Below are 17,567 nucleotides of genomic sequence, written 5' to 3'. Positions count from 1 at the left end.
CGAGATGGCGCCAACCATGACTGCCATCACCGACACCGTGCACTTCGCGCAGACCGACCTCGTCAACTGGACACTCGTCACCGACGGGAGCGGCGTGATGCTGATCGACGCCGGCTTTCCCGGCCACCGCGACGACGTGCTCGACTCGTTGCGACATCTCGGGTTCGGCATCGATGACCTACGCGCGATCCTGCTGACGCATGCGCACATCGACCATTTCGGCTCGGCGATCTGGTTCGCGAAAACCCATGGCACACCGGTGTATTGCCACGCCGCCGAGGTCGGGCATTCCAAGCGTGAGTATCTGGAGCAGGCGGGGGCCGCCGACATCCTCCCGCACCTCTGGCAGCCCCGGTTCTTGAAGTGGACGGTGGCGATCTCCCGCAAGGGCGGAATGGTGCGCGACGGCATCCCGACCACCCAGGCGCTCACCGAGGACGTCTCCTTACCGGGCCAGCCGATGGCCATTCCCACCCCCGGCCACACCGGCGGCCATTGCTCATATGTGGTCGACGGCGTGCTGGTCGCAGGTGATGCGCTGGTGACGGGACATCCGCTGTTGACGCGCGTCGGGCCGCAACTGTTGCCGCAGCTGTTCAATCACGACCAGGACGGCTGCATCCGAAGCCTGGCCGCGCTGGGGTTGTTGGACACCGAGGTGCTGCTGCCGGGCCACGGGCCGGTGTGGCGGGGCTCGATCCGCGATGCCGCCGAGGAAGCCGCCGCGAAGGTTTGAGCGACTACGCCAACGTCTCGTAGCCGAACAGGAAGATCGCGGTCAGGCAGAGGCCGCATCCCACGACGATCGTGGGCATCAGGATCATGCTGTCGAGTTCGTCGTCGTCGAGTACGTCACCCTCGAATCGCCCGAACAGCACCCGCGCGACCCCGGTCCGCCGGAACGTGTGCACCAGCCTGCGCACGGCTTTGGTGTTGCGTCGGCGCCCGATGAACGTCCGTGAGGCGAAGCCCACCGCGAACATCAGCACAGCGGCCGCGACAAGCAGCCACGCCACCGTCGTCTGTGAAATCGACACAACCACCCCCGGCGTCCACGACACCTGCGGGCCAGCCTATAGGCCGAGGTGTTCGCGCAGGGTGCGGCCGGTGTATTCGGTGCGGAAACTGCCGCGGTCCTGAAGCAGCGGAACCACGCGGTCGACGAAGTCGTCGAGCCCGTGCGGGGTGAGGTGTGGCACCAGGATGAACCCGTCGCAGGCGTCGGACTGAACGTGCAGGTCGATCTCGCCCGCTACTTGTGTGGGTGTGCCGACGAACTGCTGACGGTTGGTGACGGCGATGACCAGTTCGCGGATGCTCAGGTTGTCGGCTTCCGCGCGTTCCCTCCATGCGGCGGCGACTGCCTTGGGGTCGCCGTGGCGAACGCGGCCTTGGGTGATGGTCGGGTCGTCGGCGGGTTCGACGTCGGGCAGCGGACCGTCGGGATCGTAGGCGGAAAGGTCTCGCTGCCAGACCTGTTCGAGCATCGCGATCGCCGTCTGCGGGCTCACCTGTTGATGGCGGATGTGGCGCGCCTTGTCGGCGGCCTCTTGCGCAGTGTCGCCGAGGACGAACGTCACGGCGGGAAACACCTTGAGCCGATTGGGGTCTCGACCGTCTGACGCGGCGCGGCCTTTGACGTCGGTGTAGTACTTCTGCCCGGCCTGCAGCGTGGAGTGCAGCGTGAACAACGCGTCGGCATGCTTGGCACCGAAGGCACGGCCGTCGTCGGAGTCACCGGCCTGCAACAGCACCGGATGGCGCTGCGGCGATGGTGGCAGCGTAGCGACGCCACGCACGTCGAACTGCGGGCCGTTGTGCTCGACGTGGCGGATGCGGCCGGCGTCGACGTAGAGTCCGCTGTCGCGGTCGGCCAGCACTGCGTCGGGTGCCCAGCTGTCCCAGAACTTGCGCGCCACGATGACGAATTCCTCGGCGCGTTTGTAGCGGTCGGAGTGGTCGAGGAAGCCGCCGCGGCGGAAATTCTCGCCGGTGAATGCGTCCGAAGAGGTGACCATGTTCCAGCCGGCGCGACCGTCGGACAGGTGATCCAGAGTCGCGAATTGGCGTGCCACTTCGAAGGGTTCGTTGAACGTGGTGTTGATGGTGCCGGTCAGGCCAATGTGGTCGGTGACGGCGGCAAGGGCGGCGAGCACGGTGAAGGTGTCGGGCCTGCCCACGACGTCGAGGTCGTGGATGCGTCCGCGATGTTCGCGTAGCCGCAGCCCCTCGGCGAGGAAGAAGAAGTCGAACAGTCCACGCTCGGCCGTTTGCGCGAGATGGATGAAGGAGTCGAAGTCGATCTGACTGCCGGAGTCGGGGTCAGCCCACACCGTCGTGTTGTTGACGCCGGGAAAATGCGCGGCCAGGTGGATCGGCTTGCGGTGCTTGCCTTCTCGTATGCTCATCCTGACAGCCCCCAGCGTTTGGCGATGAGTTCATGGGACCGCAGCCGGTCGGCGTGGCAGTGTGCGACGGACGTGATGACCAACTCGTCGGCCGCGGTGACCCTCTGCAGCGTTTCCAGTTTGGCGGCGACCTCGTCGGGGTCACCGACGAATTGTGTTGCGGTGCGGTCCCTTACGACCCCCAACTGGTCATCGGTCAACGGCTTCACAGTGTCGGGATTCGGATATGGGATGGCGCCGTCACAGGCGCGGATCGAATACACCCAATGCCCGTAGCTGGAAGCAATCCGCCGCGCGGCGGCAGTGTCGTCGGCCACCACCACGTCGGCCGACACCACGACGTACGGTTCGGCGAGCGCGGCCGAGGGCTGGAACGAGGAGCGATACACATCGATCGCGTCGAGCGCCGTCGCCGGCGTGATGTGGTAGCTGGCGACGAACGGCAACCCGCGGGCGCCTGCCACCTTGGCGCTTTGGCCCTTGCTGCTGCCGAATACCCACGGCGTCAGACCGGACCGCTCGCCGGGCACAGCGTGCGCGTCGACGCCGTCGATCTGGTAGCTGCCGTCGAGCATCGCCAGGATGTCGCCGACCTGTTCGGCGAAGTCCGGTGTGACGGCTTCCGGCTGCTGCAGCACCGACATGCGCGCACGTAGCCGCGGGTTCCGCATCAAAGCGCTGATGTCGAAGGGCGGCGGGACGATCACTCCGCCGACATCGCGCCAATCCGTGGGCAGTTCGGGCTTCGGCTTGTCATCCTTGAGCGCTTCCCGGCGCCGCTGCCCGGAGCGGCCGACACCAAGGTCGATGCGACCCGGATGGAACGCTTCCAGCATGCCGAAGCTTTCGACGACCGCGATGGCAGTGGTCTGGCCGAGCTGCACCGCGGCTGCCCCGACGCGAATCCTGTCAGTGGCGGCGGCGATCTGACCGATCAGCACAGCGGGTGACGAGCTCGCGACCGCAACGAAATGATGCTCGGCAATCCAGTAGCGCTTGAACCCCCACTGCTCGGCATGCTGGGCGAGGTCGATGGTGTTGCGTAAGGCGGTGGCGGCGTCGGAGCCTTCGCTGATCGGCGACAGGTCGAGGATCGACAGTGGGACGTTCACGATTGCGCCTTCGCATAGCGGTTTTCGGCGACGGGCAACCCGAGGCGCTCACGCAGGGTCTCGCCGTCGCGGTACGCGGCGCGGAATCGGCCGGCTTGCTGCAGCAGCGGCACCACCTCGTCGACGATGACCGGCAGATCGGTGGCGCTGACGGCGGGCCGAAGGCGAACACCGTCAAGGCCGCACTCCTGCCAGCGCAGCATCAATTCGACCAATTGCGTTGGCGTGCCGTCGAACACCAATGCGTCGGAGCGCGCGTCAACGGTGCCGTCGAAGGTCACATACAGGTCGGCGTACACCTTCAGGCCCGCGACCTGAGCCAAAATAGTCCGCAACGAGTCGTCATCCTGGGGTGTGATGAACACCAGATCCGCGCTGCGCGAGGCGAATTCGTAGATACGTGGGCCGTGCGCCAGCGCGGCGATCACGGGTTGCCCCTGCGGCGGCCGCGGCGTGATCGACGGCCCCTTAACGGAGAAGTACTTGCCGACGAAGTCGATGTAATGCAGTTTGTCCCTGTCGACGAACCGGCCGGTGGCGACGTCGCGGATGACGGCGTCGTCCTCCCAGCTGTCCCACAGCCGGCGGACGACTTCCACGACATCGGCGGCCTCGTCGAACAGATCGACCTCGCTTATGTCTCGTCTGCCGAACAGGTCGGCTTCGTGCTGGGTGCCACTGACGCGGGGCTGCCAACCGGCCCTGCCGTGGGAGACGAAGTCAAGCGTGGCAATCGCTTTCGAGATGTGAAATGGCTCGGTGTGGGTGACGGTGGCGACGGGGATGAGTCCGATGTGCTGGGTTGCGGGCGCCACGCTGGAGGCGACCAGGACGGCGTCGGGACGGCCTGCGAGCCAACGCGGTTCGATCTCGGGACGGCGACGGCGTTGCGGGGTGAGCGCGTCGTCGAAGGTGACGAAGTCGAGCAGGCCGCGTTCGGCGGTGCTGGCAAGGCCGGACCAGTACCGGCCGCTGGCGATGGGCACGAGGTCAGGAGTGTGACGCCAGGCCTCGGGGTGCCAGCCGTAGCCCTCGAGCGCTACCGCCAGGCGCAGCTGATCCGTCATGAGAGGACCTTGAGGAACGCGATGGGATAGACCTCACCCTCGGCGGGCAGCGGCTCGGCAAGACGGGCATATCCGGTCGACAGGTAGAGCGCCTCGGCTTCGGGCTGGCGGTCGCCGGTTGTCAGGTAGACGCGCGTGTAGCCGCGGGCGGCTATCTCGGCCTCGAGTCTCGCGAGCAACGCCTTGGCATGCCCCTGGCGGCGGCGTCGACTGTCGGTCCAGACGCGTTTCAGCTCGGCGGTGGTGTCATCGAAGCGACGGAACGCGCCGCCGGTGACGGGTTGGCCGTCCAGCAGTCCGATCAGCAGGCCGCCACCGGGTGCGGCGAACTCGTCTGCGGGATAGGTGCGCAGCCATTTCGCCACGGCTTCCTCGGTCGCGCCGTACCGGCCGGCGTACTCGACGGCGAGCTCGGCAAGCAGCGGCTCGGCCAGTGGATCGTCCTGGCCGACCGCCACGAAGCGCAGCTGGTTCACTGCCGCGCGACCGCGGTGAGTCATCACCTAAATGTCTAACGCGGGCGGCAGGGCCGCATTCCACAGCCGCCGATTCGCTCACCGTGATCGGAAATAACCGCAAGAAACCGCTCCTACCACTCCAAACTTGACACGTGTAAAGTTTCGCCGCATGGACAACATCCGAGGTAAGACCATCGCGATCACCGGGGCGGCCCGCGGGATCGGATATGCCACGGCGAAGGCGCTGTTGGCCCGCGGCGCGCGGGTGGTCATCGGCGACCGGGATGTCGCACTGCAGGAGTCGGCCGTCGCGGACCTGACGAAGCTCGGCCAGGTCTCCGGCTATCCCCTCGACGTCACCGACCGCGAATCGTTCGCGACGTTCCTCGACAAGGCGCGCACCGACGGCGGCGGTCACATCGACGTCCTGATCAACAACGCGGGCGTGATGCCGATCGGTCCGTTCCTCGAGCAATCCGAGCAGGCGATCCGCTCCTCGATCGAGGTCAACCTGTACGGCGTCATCGCGGGATGCCAGCTGGCGTTGCCGGACATGATCGCGCGCCGCGGCGGACACATCATCAACATCGCATCGCTGTCGGGTCTGATCCCCGTTCCCGGTCAAGTCGTCTATGTGGGAGCGAAGTTCGGTGTGGTGGGACTGTCCGCCGCGCTGGCCGACGAGATGGCGCCCCATGGCGTCGAGGTGTCCGTGGTGATGCCACCGTTCACGAACACCGAATTGATTTCGGGCACGAAGGGCAGCGGCGCGATCAAGCCGGTCGAGCCGGAGGATATCGCCGCGGCGGTGGTCAAGACGCTCGAAAAGCCGAAAACCCATGTCTCCGTGCCGACTCCGCTGCGGTTCACGGCGCAGGCCGCGCAGATGCTGGGGCCACGCGGAAGGCGTTGGCTCAACAAGCGGCTGGGCCTCGATCGTGTCTTCCTCGATTTCGACACGAAGGCGCGCCAGGGCTACGAGCAACGCGCCCGAGCGGCTCAGGGCGTGGTGGAGGGTCCGGACAAGAGTTGAGTAAATTGCCCGCCTCTGGGCGACTTTGTCGCTACTGACGACTTTGTCGCTACGAGGCGGGCATTACGAATGGTCGAACTCCGGCACCGGATCCCCCACGCGGTACGCCTCGATCGCCTCGATGTGTTCAAAGAGCGCGTCCGGCGTGAACTCGCCGTCGTCCGTGGTTCCGACGAACATCACGTGGACGATCTGGGCGTCCTCGTCGGCCGACATCCAGACGGTCGTCACCGGCGCCACCTCGTCGCCTGCGACCTGCGCACCTGACGGTTCGTAATACCAGAACACGAAGTCCTCGTCGGACTCGTCTTCGTCAAACGTCCACCCGCGCTCGGTGATCCGCTGATCGAAGGCTTCCAGGTCCGTCGCGATCGTCGCCTGCGTCGAGACGAGCTCATCCAAGACGTTGTCGGGCAGCCACCGCGAACCCTGCGCAGCCTGCCGCTTGCGCCGGCGCGCCTTCTTGTCCTCTGCTTTCCTGCTCCTCGCGTGCGCAGGCGACCGCCGCGACACCTAGCTCAGAGCCTGATCGAGATCGGCGATCAAGTCGTCAGTTCCCTCCAGCCCCACCGATATTCGCACGACCCCGTCGCCCAGCCCGATCGCCGCGCGGCCTTCCGGACCCATCGCCCGATGTGTCGTCGTGGCCGGATGCGTGATCAAAGACTTGGAGTCGCCCAGGTTGTTGGAGATGTCGACGATGGCCAGCTTGTCGAGCACCTCGAAGGCGCGGTCTTTCGTGCCGCCCTTGAGCTCGAACGTGACAACCGTTCCGCCCCCGGTCATCTGGCGCTTCGCGAGGTCGTACTGCGGATGCGACTCGAGGAACGGATACCGCACCCAGCTCACCGCAGGATGGTTCTCGAGGAATTCCGCGATCCGATGAGCCGCCGTGTTCTGGTGCTCCACCCGCACCGCCAGCGTCTCCAGACCCTTGAGCAGCGTCCACGCATTGAACGGGCTCAGCGCAGGGCCGGTGTGCCGCATCAACTTCTGCACCGGCTCGTCGATGTATTCCTTCGAGCCGAGGATCGCCCCGCCGAGCACGCGGCCCTGCCCGTCGATGTGTTTGGTGCCCGAGTACACCACCACGTCGACGCCCAGCGGGAAGCCCTGCTGCAGGATCGGCGTCGCAAAGACGTTGTCCAGCACTACTTTTGCGCCTGCCGCATGCGCCAGGTCGCACACCGCAGCGATGTCGACCAGTGACTGCATCGGGTTCGACGGCGTCTCGAAGAACACCGCCTGCGTCGGCTTCGACAGCGCCTCTTCCCACTGCGACAAGTCATCGCCGTCGACGAACACTGTCTCGATGCCCCAGCGAGGCAGGATCTCGTTGCACACCACGAAGCACGAACCGAACAGGCTGCGCGCCGCCACCAACCTGTCGCCCGCGGCCAACAAAGCGCCAAGAGATGTGAACACCGCCGCCATCCCCGTCGCCGTCGCAAAGCACGCGGGCGCACCCTCGATCAGCCGCAGCCGCTCCTCGAACATCGAGATCGTCGGATTGCCGTAGCGCGAGTAGACGTACCGGTCGATCTCACCGGTGAACGCCTTCTCGGCCTCCGCGGCTGACGAGTAGACGTATCCCGACGTCAGGTACATCGCCTCGGCGGTCTCCTCGAAACCAGACCGCAGCAGGCCGCCGCGCACGCCGATGGTTGCCTGGCTGACCCCGTCGGGCAACTTGGCGGGCCGCCGAACCGACGGAACCTCAGAACTCATGACTGCCTCCACGGCAGGCCGAGCGCCTTCCAGCCGGTGCTGCCACGGTGGCCGTGCTCGTCGAGGTTGCCTTCGAAGCCGTCCAGCACGTTGTACGACGGGGCGATGCCGGCCTCGGTTGCTGCCTCCGCAGCGCCGATCGAACGGTTGCCGGATCGACACAGGAATACCACCGGCCTGTCGCCGGGCGTGACGCCCGCGGACTTGAGCTCGTCGACGAAGCCGTCGTTGTGCGACCCGTCGGTGCGGTTCCACTCGATGTAGACCACATCGCGCTGCAGGGAGGTGAGGTCGGGCACCCCGACGAAGCGCCACTCGGCGTCGGTGCGACAGTCGACGAGCACGGCCTCGGGGTTGTCGCTCAGCAGCTTCCAAGCCTCCTCAGGCGTGATGTCTCCGGCGTAGCTCACGGTCGTGAGTGTCCCACAGTCAGCTGGGGCCGGGTGAACAGACCTTCCATGCTCTGTCCTCGCGCACGAACGTCATCGGGACGTCCGTTTTGGTGTCCGGTGCCTTGCCGAAATGGTAGGTCACCGTCGCGGTGGCGCGGTCACCGTCGATCACCACCTTCGTGACATCGTCAACGAACCGCTCGCCGCGCTTGGCCACCGAATCTCGTTGCCGGCCAAGTATTTCAGCCTCGGTGCCTTGCAGGGCTTTGCATGTGTAGGTGCGAAAATCGCCGTAGTGCTGCCGCTGCAGCGCATCGTTTTGGCCCACCGCCGCGCGGCCGACTTGCTGGTCCTCTGGCACGTCGTCGCTGCCGAAAACATTGAACACCGCGATTGTGCTCACGATGAGCACAATGATTGCCAACGCGCCCAGAAACGGGGCCAGCGTCGGCCGGTCGGAGTCGGCGGGTTCGGTCACCAGAGTTTGCGCAGCGACGTTCCCACCCGGCGGGCCCTGTCACGCGCGACGATCGGGTCGGGCGCCGTGGCCAGCGCCACCCCGAGCCGTCTGCGTGGGTCCGCTGTCTCGTCGGGGCGGTCGAACAGCCGCACGTCGCTTTCGGCGACCTCCAACGCTTCTGCGAGCACCGCGCCCACGTCGACGCCGTCGCGCTTGGCACCGGTCGATTCCGCCCCGGCGTAGCTGACTTCCGCTGCGGCCGGCGAAATCATGATGGTGTCGACAGGCAGCCCGAGAATCGCGCGGGCGTGCAGCTCGAACTGCGAAAGCCGCTGCGAGCGCAGCGTCACCAATCCGCTGTCGTACGGGCGGGGCCGCACGTCGGCGAAGTACACCTCGTCACCACGCACCAGCAGCTCGACGCCGAATACCCCACGGCCGCCGAGGGAGTTCACGATCCGTGCCGCGATCGACTTCGCCGCGTCCAGCGCCGCGGGCGACATCTGCTGCGGCTGCCAGGATTCGAGCACGTCGCCGTCGGCAAGGCGGTGCCCGATCGGCTCGCAGAACCGCACGGCCGGACCCGACGGCCCGGTGGTTCTGACGGTCAGCAGCGTCACCTCGAAGTCGACATCGACGACCGTCTCGGCCATCACCCTGTTGTGCGGGATCCGGCCCGCCGCCACGGCACGCCGCCAGGCGGGCTCGACGTCATCGAGTCGCAGCAGCACCGACTGGCCCTCGCCGGGCGGCGCCGCTATGGGCTTGACGACGAGCGGAAAGCCCGCGTGCTCGGCCACCGCGGTCAACTCCTCGGCCGTGCTGGCAAACCAGAACGGCGCGGTCGGCAGGCCCAGCTCGTCGGCCGCCAGCCGGCGCAGGCCCTCGCGGTCGACGGACAGCCGCGTGCTGCGCGGCGTCGGAAACACCTCGACATTGCCGCCCTCGGCGACCGCGATCAGCGCATCGGCGGCGATCACACCCGCCTCGGCGACGACGTAGCGCGGCTTCTCCTTCTCGATGAGCGCCGTCAGCTCCTCGGCGTCGTTCATCTTCACCACGGCTGCGCGATCGGCCACCCCGTGCGCAGGCGCGTCGGCGTAGCGGTCGACGGCGATGACGTCGGCACCCAGCCGCTGAAACGCCAGCGCCAGCTCGCGGCTCAATTCGCCGGAACCCAGCAGCATCACGGTCGAAGCCGTCGAGGAAGGTGGATCTTGTACGACCGGCTCCGGCGCGGTCTGGCCTTCTGTCGTCTCACTCATCGCGCGTCCAGCCTGCCAGATCCTCAGCCCAGCCGGTCGTCGATGTAGCACCACCGCCAGTTCTCCCCCGGCTCGGCGGACCGCATCACGGGATGGCCGGTTCGGCGGAAATGTTCGCTGGCGTGTTGGTGTGGGCTCGAGTCGCAGCATCCGACATGGCCGCAGGTCAGACACATGCGTAGGTGCGCCCACGTATCCTCACCGAGCTCGTCGCACTCTTGGCACGTGCCCGGCGTGCGGGGCTGCGGCTCGACGACATCGGCCGCAAGGTGCTCGCATGTGTGTGAGTCCGCCGCGGAATTTTGTTCGCGCCCGCGTGGTCTCCTCAACATGTTGATCAGGATACGGACGGCGACGAAGGAGGGTTGGCGACGTGGGTGCCTCGCTGCTGGCGGTTCTGGTGGTGTCGGTGCTGTTGGCCGCGGTGGCCCGCCGCTACGACGTGTCGGCCCCGCTCGCCCTGGTGGTCGCCGGCCTGGCGGGCAGCCTGATACCCGGCTTCAAGCAGATCGAGCTCGCCCCGGAGCTAGTGCTGTATGTGCTGCTGCCGCCGCTGCTGTGGTCGGCAGGCCTGGAGAGCAGCTATCACGCGATGCGGCGCAACATCCGTCCGATCGGATTGCTCGCGGTGGGGCTGCCGCTGGCGACGACGTTCGCGGTCGGCTGGGTTGCGTACAAGACCGTCCCTGAGCTGACGGTCGCGGCGGCGCTGACCCTCGGTGCGATCGTCGCGCCTCCGGATGCGGTGTCCGCCACCGCGATCGGACGCCGCCTCGGGCTGCCGCGCCGGGTCATGACCTTGCTCGGCGGTGAAAGCCTGCTCAACGACGCCACCGCGCTGACGGCATACAAGGTTTCGCTCGCGGCGGCGATCGGCACGGCGGCTACGTGGCGCGCAGGGCTTGAGACGTTCGCGCTGGCCGCGGCCGGCGGGGTCGTGGTCGGCGTGGCGCTGGGAGCGATCATCATCTGGATCCGGTGGCGGCTCGACGATCCGCTTGTGGAGAGTGCGCTCGGTCTGGTCGCGCCGTTCATCATCTACCTCGCGGCCGAGCAGATCCACGGCTCCGGCGTGCTTGCGGTGGTCGTCGCCGCGCTGATGCTCGGCCAGAAGTCCACCCATGCGAGCTACGCGACCCGGCTGCAGGACAACGCGGTATGGAAGGCCGTCCAGCTGGTGCTGGAGTCGTTCGCGTTCCTGATGATCGGCCTGCAACTGCCGACGGTGGTCAGCGAGCTGGCCGGCATCTCCGCGTCGGTGATCGCGATCTCGTCGGCGGCCGTGCTCGCGACGGTGATCATCGTTCGGATCGTGTGGGTCTACGTGTTCGCGTACCTGCCGCGGATTCTGTTCAAGCACATCCGTGAACGTGAACCTGCGCCGACTGCCGCGCAGGTGTTCGTTGTCGCGTGGGCAGGCATGCGTGGGGTGGTTTCGCTGGCGGCGGCGTTCGGCGTTCCGATGACGACCATGTCCGGTGCGCCGTTTCCTGGCCGCCCGCAGCTGGTGTTCCTGACGTTCGTCGTCGTGATCGGCACGCTGCTGCTGCATGGGCTGACGCTGCCGTGGCTGATCCGGCGGCTCGGTGTGCAGGGCGACGACGCGCGCACCGACGCGCTCGCGATGGCGGCCGCACAAGACAAAGCGGCCCGGGCAGCGGCCGACCGACTAGACGAAGTGCTCGACGCATCGGAAACCACCGACGTGCACGAGCGCGCAGCAGATGTGTTGCGCAGCTGGAACACTCGCAGGCGCAACTCGGCATGGGAGCGGCTCGGCCGCGATGACCATGACATCGGTGAGAGCCCCGCCTCGGCATTCCGCCGGCTACGGCTGGAGATGCTCGCGGCCGAACGCGCGACGTTCATCGCCGAGCGTGACAGCGGCCGCATCGACGACGAAGTGCTGCGCTCCGTGTTGCAAGGGCTCGACCTCGAAGAGGCGACACTCAACCGGAAGTAGCGTCGAGCTCGCTGCGGAAGGCCCGCATCGCGCCGATGAGTGCGGCGAAGGTGCGGTGGGCGGCGGCCAGGTCACGGTCGGGCAGGTCAGCCAGTGCCCGCCTGTTGTGTTCCGCGAGTGGGGTGAAAAAGCCTCGTGCGACGTCCATTCCGTGGTCGGCGACTCGCAGGATGACCTTACGACGGTCCGCCGGGTCGGACTCTCGTCGCAGGTGGCCCGAGGCGATCATCCGCTCGACGAGGTAGGTGATGGCCGCACCCGACGTTCCCATTCGCTTTCGCAGCTCCCCCGCCGTCAGCGGCGAGCCCGCGGTCTCGCCAACCATCACATACAGGAGCGCGCGAAAGTCGTTGGCGGCCACGTCATGCCGACCCGCGAAGTGCCGCCCGATCTGATCCGACTCCGCCGTCATTGCACGCACATCGGCGGCGATGGCCGCTTCCAATTCGGCGCGGTCGGCCTTCGGCATGACAGCAGCATAGCGGGCAACCTTCATTTGATTAATTGTTAAGTATCTGAAATATTATCTGCATGTCGCGTCGCTTCTCCTGGGTGCTGGCATTGGCGATCGTCGCCCTTTCCTCTGTGTCGATGTTGTTGATCGGCAGCGACGATTCCAGTTCGCGGTCACCAGTGCCGGTGCCGACGACCGCTGAATCGGCGCGCGCCGACGCGCTGCGGACTCAGCTGCCCGGGGGCGACCGCGTGCCCGCGATCATCGTGGTGACCCGTCGCGACGGCGCTGTCCTGGCGCCGGCCGATGTGGCCGCGGTGAAGCCGGGGCCGGTCCAGGTGTCCGCCGACGGCCGCGCCGCTGTCGCCACGGTGCCGCTAGATGCCGGATTGTCAGGCTTCGCGCTGAACGACGAAATCAAGCGGGTACGTCAGACCGCTGCCGACGAGCTTCCGGCCAATCTTCGCGCCGAGGTCACCGGCGGGCCGGCCTTCGGCGCCGACATTGCGAATTCCTTTGAGGGAGCGAATATCACGCTGCTGGCCGTCACGGCATCGGTGGTGGCTTTGCTGCTGATCGTGACGTATCGCTCGCCGGTGCTGTGGCTGGTGCCACTCGCGGTGATCGGGTTCGCCGATCGCGTCGCTGCGGTGACCGGTACCGCGATCGCCGATGCTATGGGTATGAATCCCGACGGTTCGACGTCGGGCATCACGAGCGTGCTGGTGTTCGGGGCCGGCACCAACTACGCATTGCTGCTCATCTCGCGCTACCGGGAAGAGTTGGGCCGCAACGAGGATCACCACGCCGCCCTCGGCGTGGCGGTGCGGCGAGCCGGGCCCGCGATCATTGCGAGCAACGCCACCGTGGTGCTCGCCCTGCTGACGCTGCTCTTTGCGGCATCGCCGAGCACCCGCAGTCTCGGTGTGCAGGCCGCGTCGGGTCTTGTGGTCGCGGCGGTCTATGTGCTTGGGGTACTACCCCCGCTGCTGTCGTTGTTCGGGAAGCACCTCTTCTGGCCCTTCATTCCGAAGGCCGGCGCCGAAGCCCTGACCGACAGCGGAGTTTGGCACCGCATCGCCGATGCGGTCGCTCGCAGACCGGCTCGCATCGCCTCGGTGGCGATCGCCGGTCTCCTGCTGTGCACAGGCCTGTTGACTACGCCGATCGGGTTGTCGCAGACCGAGCAATTCCGGGTACAGGCCGAGTCGGTCACCGGATACCAGACGCTGGCGGCGCACTTTCCCAGCGGGCTCACCGACCCGACTCGCGTCATCGCACCAACAAACCAGGCCGCCGCCGTCGAACGATCGATCACCGACACCCCCGGCGTCGTGTCCGCCACCCCGCTCGGGCCGTCGGCGACCGGGCTCACCCAATGGTCGGTGGTGCTCGACGCCGCGCCCGCATCCGAAGACGCGTTCACAATCATTGCGGCGCTTCGTGATTCGGTCCACAGGGTGGACAGCAGCGCGTTGGTCGGTGGATCCGACGCCCAGGCGTATGACGCCAGCAGCGCCGCCGAACACGATCGCTTCATCGTGATTCCCGCGATCCTGGCCGTGGTGCTGATCGTGCTGTACGTGTTGTTGCGTTCGGCGTTGGCGCCGGTGATCCTGGTGGCGGTGACGGTGCTCAGCGCGCTTGCGGCGCTCGGCTTGGGCGGATGGGTGAGCGTCCACGTGTTCGGATTTCCCGCACTGGACAACACCGCGCCGCTGTTTGCGTTCCTATTCCTGGTCGCACTCGGGGTGGACTACACGATCTTCCTGGTGACCCGGGCCCGTGAAGAGACGCCCGCGCACGGCACACGGGACGGGATCATCCGGGCGGTCTCGGCCACCGGTGCGGTGATCACCAGCGCGGGGATCGTGCTCGCCGCGGTGTTCTGTGTGCTCGGCGTGCTGCCGCTGATCGTCCTGACCCAGGTCGGCATCATCGTGGGCCTCGGAATCCTGCTGGACACCTTCCTCGTCCGCACGGTGATCGTCCCGTCCCTGTTCACCCTCATCGGTCCGGCCATCTGGTGGCCCGGTCTGCGGTCGGCGGGCTACCGTGCCAACGGTGGAGGAGCACGAGGTCGACACCGCGCTGGGGCAGGTGCACGTCCGCACTAGCGGAGCTGGTGACGCCATGATGTTTTGGCCAAGCCTGCTGATGACCGGCGACATGTGGGCGGCGCAGGCCGAACACTTCGGTGCGCGGCATCGGGTCATCCTGGTCGATCCGCCGGGGTTCGGTGGCAGTCAAAAGCTCACCTCCCCATTCACTTTCGACGAGTGCGCCCGATGCGTGGTCGACATCCTCGACCGCCTTGGGGTAGACCGCGTACATTTCGTCGGCAACTCGTGGGGCGGAATGATCGGCGGCACGTTCGCGGCCATCTACCCAGACCGCATCGGTAGCGCGGTGCTGATGAACTGCACGGCCTCGGCGGCGGGCATCAGACAGAAGGTCGAATACGGCTTCCTGTTGCGGATGGCCAAGCTATTGGGCGGAATTCGGCCACCGCTGACCCGGTCGGTGCTCAAGGCGTTCCTCGGCCCGACAACGTTCGCCACCCGCCCCGACATCGTCGCGTTTGTCAGGGACACGGTGCAGGCCGTCGATGTGCGGTCCGCAGCATGGGCGGTCAAGAGCGTGGTGCCCAGACGACCCGATCAGCGCGCGTTGTTGTCGAACGTGAAAACGCCGGTGTTGGTCGTGGCCGGTGCGGAGGATGCGACGTTCCCGGTGGCCGAGACGGCCGCGATGGCCGACGCCATTCCCGGCGGCGCGGTCGCCGTGCTCGACGGGGTCGCGCACCTTGCGGCGCTGGAGGACCCGGCCGCCGTCAACACGCTGATCGGGGAGTTTGTGTCCCGCGAGTAGCGTCGAAGCATGACGCAAGCGCCCGAATTGCCGCCGCTGCACATGCGGCGCGACGCATTCGATCCGACCGCCGAGCTGCGGGACATTCGCGAAACCACCGGCGTGCAGACAGTCGTCAACGCGTTCGGCATGCGGGTCTATCTGGTCACGCGCCATGACGACATCAAGGCGGTGCTCTCGGATCACCAGCGGTTCTCCAACAGCCGCCCACCCGGCTTCGTCGTACCGGGCGCGCCACCAGTTTCGGCTCAGGAGCAGGAAAGCGCCCGGGCAGGCAACCTGCTTGGCCTCGACCCTCCAGAGCATTCGCGGCTGCGTCGCATGCTGACCCCTGAATTCACGATCCGGCGGATGAAGCGGTTGGAACCGCGCATTGTGGAAATCGTCGACGCGCAACTGGATGCGATGGAAAAGGCCGGCCCGCCAGTCGATTTGGTCGAGAACTTCGCGCTGCCGATTCCGTCGTTGGTGATCTGCGAGCTGCTCGGCGTGCCGTATGAGGATCGCGACGACTTCCAGTCCCGCAGCGCGCGCCAGCTCGATTTGTCGATTCCGATTCCCGAGCGGCTAGAGCTTGTCCGTCGTGGCCGCGAGTACATGGGGACGTTGGTCGCGCGCGCCAGACGCCAACCGGGCGACGACATCCTGGGGATGCTGGTTCGCGAACACGGCGACGAGCTCACCGACGATGAACTCATCGGCGTTGCGAGCCTGCTTCTGCTGGCCGGCCACGAGACCACGTCAAACATGCTGGGGCTGGGGACATTAGCACTGCTGCGGCACCCCGATCAGCTCGCCGCCGTTCGCGACGACCCCGACGCGGTCGGGCCGGCCGTCGAGGAGCTGCTGCGCTGGCTGTCGATCGTGCACAGTGCGATACCGCGCATCACGACCACCGACGTCGAGATCGCCGGAGTACCGATTTCGGCCGGGGAGTTGGTGTTCGTGTCACTGCCGTCGGGCAATCGGGATCCCGACTTCATCGACTCGCCGGAGGTTCTCGATATTCGTCGCGGCGCGCTGGGACATCTGGCGTTCGGCCATGGCGTGCATCACTGCCTCGGCGCGCCGCTGGCGCGCATGGAGATGCGAATCGCGTTCCCGGCGCTGTTACATCGTTTTCCGACATTAAGCCTGGCCGAGGACTTCGCCGATGTGCAGTTCCGCTCGTTCCACTTCATCTATGGTCTGAAGTCACTGGAGGTGGGCTGGTGAAAATGCAAGCCGATCGCGCCGTCTGCATTCAGGCCGGCAACTGCGTGATGTCCGCCGGTGCGGTGTTCGATCAGGACGACGACGGCATCGTCGTGGTGCTCGTCGACGAGGTGCCCGAGGAAGAAGAGGACCACGCCCGCGAAGCGGTCAAGCTCTGCCCGTCACAGGCATTGAGACTCGTCGATTAAGGGTCTTTTGACCCCGGCGCCGTCACCGCGCGGCCAATAGCGTCGATGGTATGAGCGACAAAGCGATGGAAGTTGTTTCGTGGGATCCCGAGGACCATCTGGATCTGCCGGGGTTCGCCCACGGTCTCACCCGGTATGGCGGCCATTGGTTCGACGTGGGCATCTCGGTGGTGCCCCGTGACGTGGATCCGATTGAGGCGCTGGACAAAGCCTTTGCGAAGCTGCGCGAGATCGTCATGAGCGAGAAGCCGGATATCAACTATTTCACTGTGGATCTGCGGGTGTCATCGGAGAGCCCTGTTCCGCACCCGCGTTGAGCGGGGTGTGACCCCTCGTCAACAGCAGCACGCTGACCACCAAAACCCACACCGGGAAGGCCAGCACTAGCCACATGGTGATGTCGCCGGCGACCAAAAGTCCAACGGCTGCAAGGTAACTCACCCCCACCAGCCATCGCGGCATGAGCCCTGTCTTCAGCCAGATGGTGGCGAGGGAGATCATGAACACCGCCGCCATGCGCAGCGCGTACGTCTTCGACACGGCCAGCAGCACCATCTGCCCGAACGTGGCCACCTCCGGAGCCCCTGATGCGTGGCTGCGCTCCAAGCCCGCTCCCACACCGGCGGCGACGAACATCATTGAAAGGAACAACAGTCCGCTGCCGATGAACACCGTCGAAAAGAACTTGTCTTCGTAATGTCCGAGCCCGTCGCGAATCACACCCATGAACCACAGGAATGCGATGCCGGCGAACGGCATGATGGTCGCGGCGACCTTGAGGTTCGTGCTGCCCGAGACCAGCCACTGCGCTCCGGGTTCGGCGCCCTCGGGTAACGCAAGTCGGATCAGTATGAGTGCCGCGCCGAACAGCAGAGCGAATACCACGCCTGCCGCTGCGGCGGCCCGTGGCGTGGACAAGCTGCGCTGCTGTCTTTCGGGCACGCCGTCATGGT

At 66.5% G+C, this 17,567-nt stretch carries 21 protein-coding genes; 8 read left to right on the top strand and 13 right to left on the bottom strand.

The window, feature by feature from the left end; genetic code table 11:
- Positions 1-4 precede the first annotated feature (4 nt).
- A complete protein-coding gene (locus tag ACWW36_RS11685) occupies positions 5-736 on the top strand; it encodes an MBL fold metallo-hydrolase (RefSeq protein ID WP_456141692.1) in 732 nt (243 codons plus the stop codon).
- Positions 737-740: 4 nt separating this feature from the next.
- Here ACWW36_RS11685 and ACWW36_RS11680 read toward each other — a convergent pair whose 3' ends face one another.
- From ACWW36_RS11680 to ACWW36_RS11660, 5 genes are read right to left on the bottom strand one after another with little or no spacing between them, the layout of a single operon-like run.
- Positions 741-1,031, bottom strand: a complete 291-nt coding sequence (locus ACWW36_RS11680; protein ID WP_456142453.1) for a hypothetical protein — start codon at positions 1,029-1,031, stop codon at positions 741-743.
- Between the two features lie 42 nt (positions 1,032-1,073).
- Entirely contained in the window at positions 1,074-2,408 is a 1,335-nt protein-coding gene (locus ACWW36_RS11675; RefSeq protein WP_456141691.1) for an NtaA/DmoA family FMN-dependent monooxygenase, read from the bottom strand.
- Positions 2,405-3,520, bottom strand: coding sequence for an LLM class flavin-dependent oxidoreductase (locus tag ACWW36_RS11670; protein WP_456141690.1), 1,116 nt, complete (start codon positions 3,518-3,520; stop codon positions 2,405-2,407). Before ACWW36_RS11670 ends, ACWW36_RS11675 begins: the two co-directional genes overlap by 4 nt.
- On the bottom strand, positions 3,517-4,587 hold the full coding sequence (locus tag ACWW36_RS11665) for an LLM class flavin-dependent oxidoreductase (protein WP_456141689.1): 1,071 nt from the start codon (positions 4,585-4,587) through the stop codon (positions 3,517-3,519). The genes ACWW36_RS11670 and ACWW36_RS11665 overlap by 4 nt, the downstream gene beginning before the upstream one ends.
- Complete coding sequence (locus ACWW36_RS11660; RefSeq protein WP_456141688.1) at positions 4,584-5,087, bottom strand: GNAT family N-acetyltransferase; 504 nt, start codon at positions 5,085-5,087, stop codon at positions 4,584-4,586. The genes ACWW36_RS11665 and ACWW36_RS11660 overlap by 4 nt, the downstream gene beginning before the upstream one ends.
- 127 nt (positions 5,088-5,214) lie before the next feature.
- Between ACWW36_RS11660 and ACWW36_RS11655 the strand changes: the two genes are divergently transcribed.
- The gene (locus tag ACWW36_RS11655) at positions 5,215-6,078 is read left to right on the top strand and encodes an SDR family oxidoreductase (protein WP_456141687.1); all 864 of its coding nucleotides are present in this window, start codon (positions 5,215-5,217) and stop codon (positions 6,076-6,078) included.
- Between the two features lie 63 nt (positions 6,079-6,141).
- Here ACWW36_RS11655 and ACWW36_RS11650 read toward each other — a convergent pair whose 3' ends face one another.
- From ACWW36_RS11650 to ACWW36_RS11625, 6 genes are read right to left on the bottom strand one after another with little or no spacing between them, the layout of a single operon-like run.
- A complete protein-coding gene (locus ACWW36_RS11650) occupies positions 6,142-6,591 on the bottom strand; it encodes a hypothetical protein (RefSeq protein ID WP_456141686.1) in 450 nt (149 codons plus the stop codon).
- On the bottom strand, positions 6,592-7,806 hold the full coding sequence (locus tag ACWW36_RS11645; protein ID WP_456141685.1) for an O-succinylhomoserine sulfhydrylase: 1,215 nt from the start codon (positions 7,804-7,806) through the stop codon (positions 6,592-6,594).
- Positions 7,803-8,216 (bottom strand): rhodanese-like domain-containing protein, encoded by a 414-nt coding sequence (locus ACWW36_RS11640; RefSeq protein WP_456141684.1) that lies wholly within the window; start codon positions 8,214-8,216, stop codon positions 7,803-7,805. The genes ACWW36_RS11645 and ACWW36_RS11640 overlap by 4 nt, the downstream gene beginning before the upstream one ends.
- 19 nt (positions 8,217-8,235) lie before the next feature.
- Complete coding sequence (locus ACWW36_RS11635) at positions 8,236-8,676, bottom strand: Rv0361 family membrane protein (RefSeq protein ID WP_456141683.1); 441 nt, start codon at positions 8,674-8,676, stop codon at positions 8,236-8,238.
- Positions 8,673-9,923, bottom strand: coding sequence for a formate-dependent phosphoribosylglycinamide formyltransferase (purT, locus tag ACWW36_RS11630; RefSeq protein ID WP_456141682.1), 1,251 nt, complete (start codon positions 9,921-9,923; stop codon positions 8,673-8,675). Before purT ends, ACWW36_RS11635 begins: the two co-directional genes overlap by 4 nt.
- A gap of 23 nt (positions 9,924-9,946) precedes the next feature.
- Positions 9,947-10,255 (bottom strand): UBP-type zinc finger domain-containing protein, encoded by a 309-nt coding sequence (locus ACWW36_RS11625; protein WP_456141681.1) that lies wholly within the window; start codon positions 10,253-10,255, stop codon positions 9,947-9,949.
- A 41-nt stretch (positions 10,256-10,296) separates the two neighbouring features.
- Here ACWW36_RS11625 and ACWW36_RS11620 point away from each other — a divergent pair, with 41 nt between their 5' ends.
- Entirely contained in the window at positions 10,297-11,886 is a 1,590-nt protein-coding gene (locus ACWW36_RS11620; RefSeq protein WP_456141680.1) for a Na+/H+ antiporter, read from the top strand.
- Here ACWW36_RS11620 and ACWW36_RS11615 read toward each other — a convergent pair.
- Positions 11,873-12,355, bottom strand: coding sequence for a MarR family winged helix-turn-helix transcriptional regulator (locus tag ACWW36_RS11615; protein ID WP_456141679.1), 483 nt, complete (start codon positions 12,353-12,355; stop codon positions 11,873-11,875). The two genes, ACWW36_RS11620 and ACWW36_RS11615, sit on opposite strands and share 14 nt — an antisense overlap.
- 62 nt (positions 12,356-12,417) lie before the next feature.
- Here ACWW36_RS11615 and ACWW36_RS11610 point away from each other — a divergent pair, with 62 nt between their 5' ends.
- The 5 genes from ACWW36_RS11610 to ACWW36_RS11590 are packed head-to-tail and all read left to right on the top strand — an operon-like array spanning position 12,418 to position 16,931.
- A complete protein-coding gene (locus tag ACWW36_RS11610) occupies positions 12,418-14,457 on the top strand; it encodes an MMPL family transporter (protein ID WP_456141678.1) in 2,040 nt (679 codons plus the stop codon).
- Positions 14,405-15,211 (top strand): alpha/beta fold hydrolase, encoded by an 807-nt coding sequence (locus ACWW36_RS11605; protein WP_456141677.1) that lies wholly within the window; start codon positions 14,405-14,407, stop codon positions 15,209-15,211. Before ACWW36_RS11610 ends, ACWW36_RS11605 begins: the two co-directional genes overlap by 53 nt.
- A gap of 9 nt (positions 15,212-15,220) precedes the next feature.
- A complete protein-coding gene (locus ACWW36_RS11600) occupies positions 15,221-16,426 on the top strand; it encodes a cytochrome P450 (protein WP_456141676.1) in 1,206 nt (401 codons plus the stop codon).
- Positions 16,423-16,614 carry a ferredoxin gene (locus ACWW36_RS11595; protein ID WP_456141675.1) on the top strand — a complete coding sequence of 64 codons (192 nt, stop codon included), beginning with the start codon at positions 16,423-16,425 and terminating at the stop codon, positions 16,612-16,614. Before ACWW36_RS11600 ends, ACWW36_RS11595 begins: the two co-directional genes overlap by 4 nt.
- 50 nt (positions 16,615-16,664) lie before the next feature.
- Positions 16,665-16,931, top strand: a complete 267-nt coding sequence (locus ACWW36_RS11590) for a hypothetical protein (RefSeq protein ID WP_456141674.1) — start codon at positions 16,665-16,667, stop codon at positions 16,929-16,931.
- Here ACWW36_RS11590 and ACWW36_RS11585 read toward each other — a convergent pair.
- Entirely contained in the window at positions 16,879-17,556 is a 678-nt protein-coding gene (locus ACWW36_RS11585; RefSeq protein WP_456141673.1) for a hypothetical protein, read from the bottom strand. The genes ACWW36_RS11590 and ACWW36_RS11585 overlap by 53 nt on opposite strands.
- Between the last annotated feature and the right edge of the window lie 11 nt (positions 17,557-17,567).

It is taken from the genome of Mycobacterium sp. MMS18-G62 (assembly GCF_053877835.1).
This window is presented reverse-complemented; position numbering and strand designations above follow the sequence as displayed.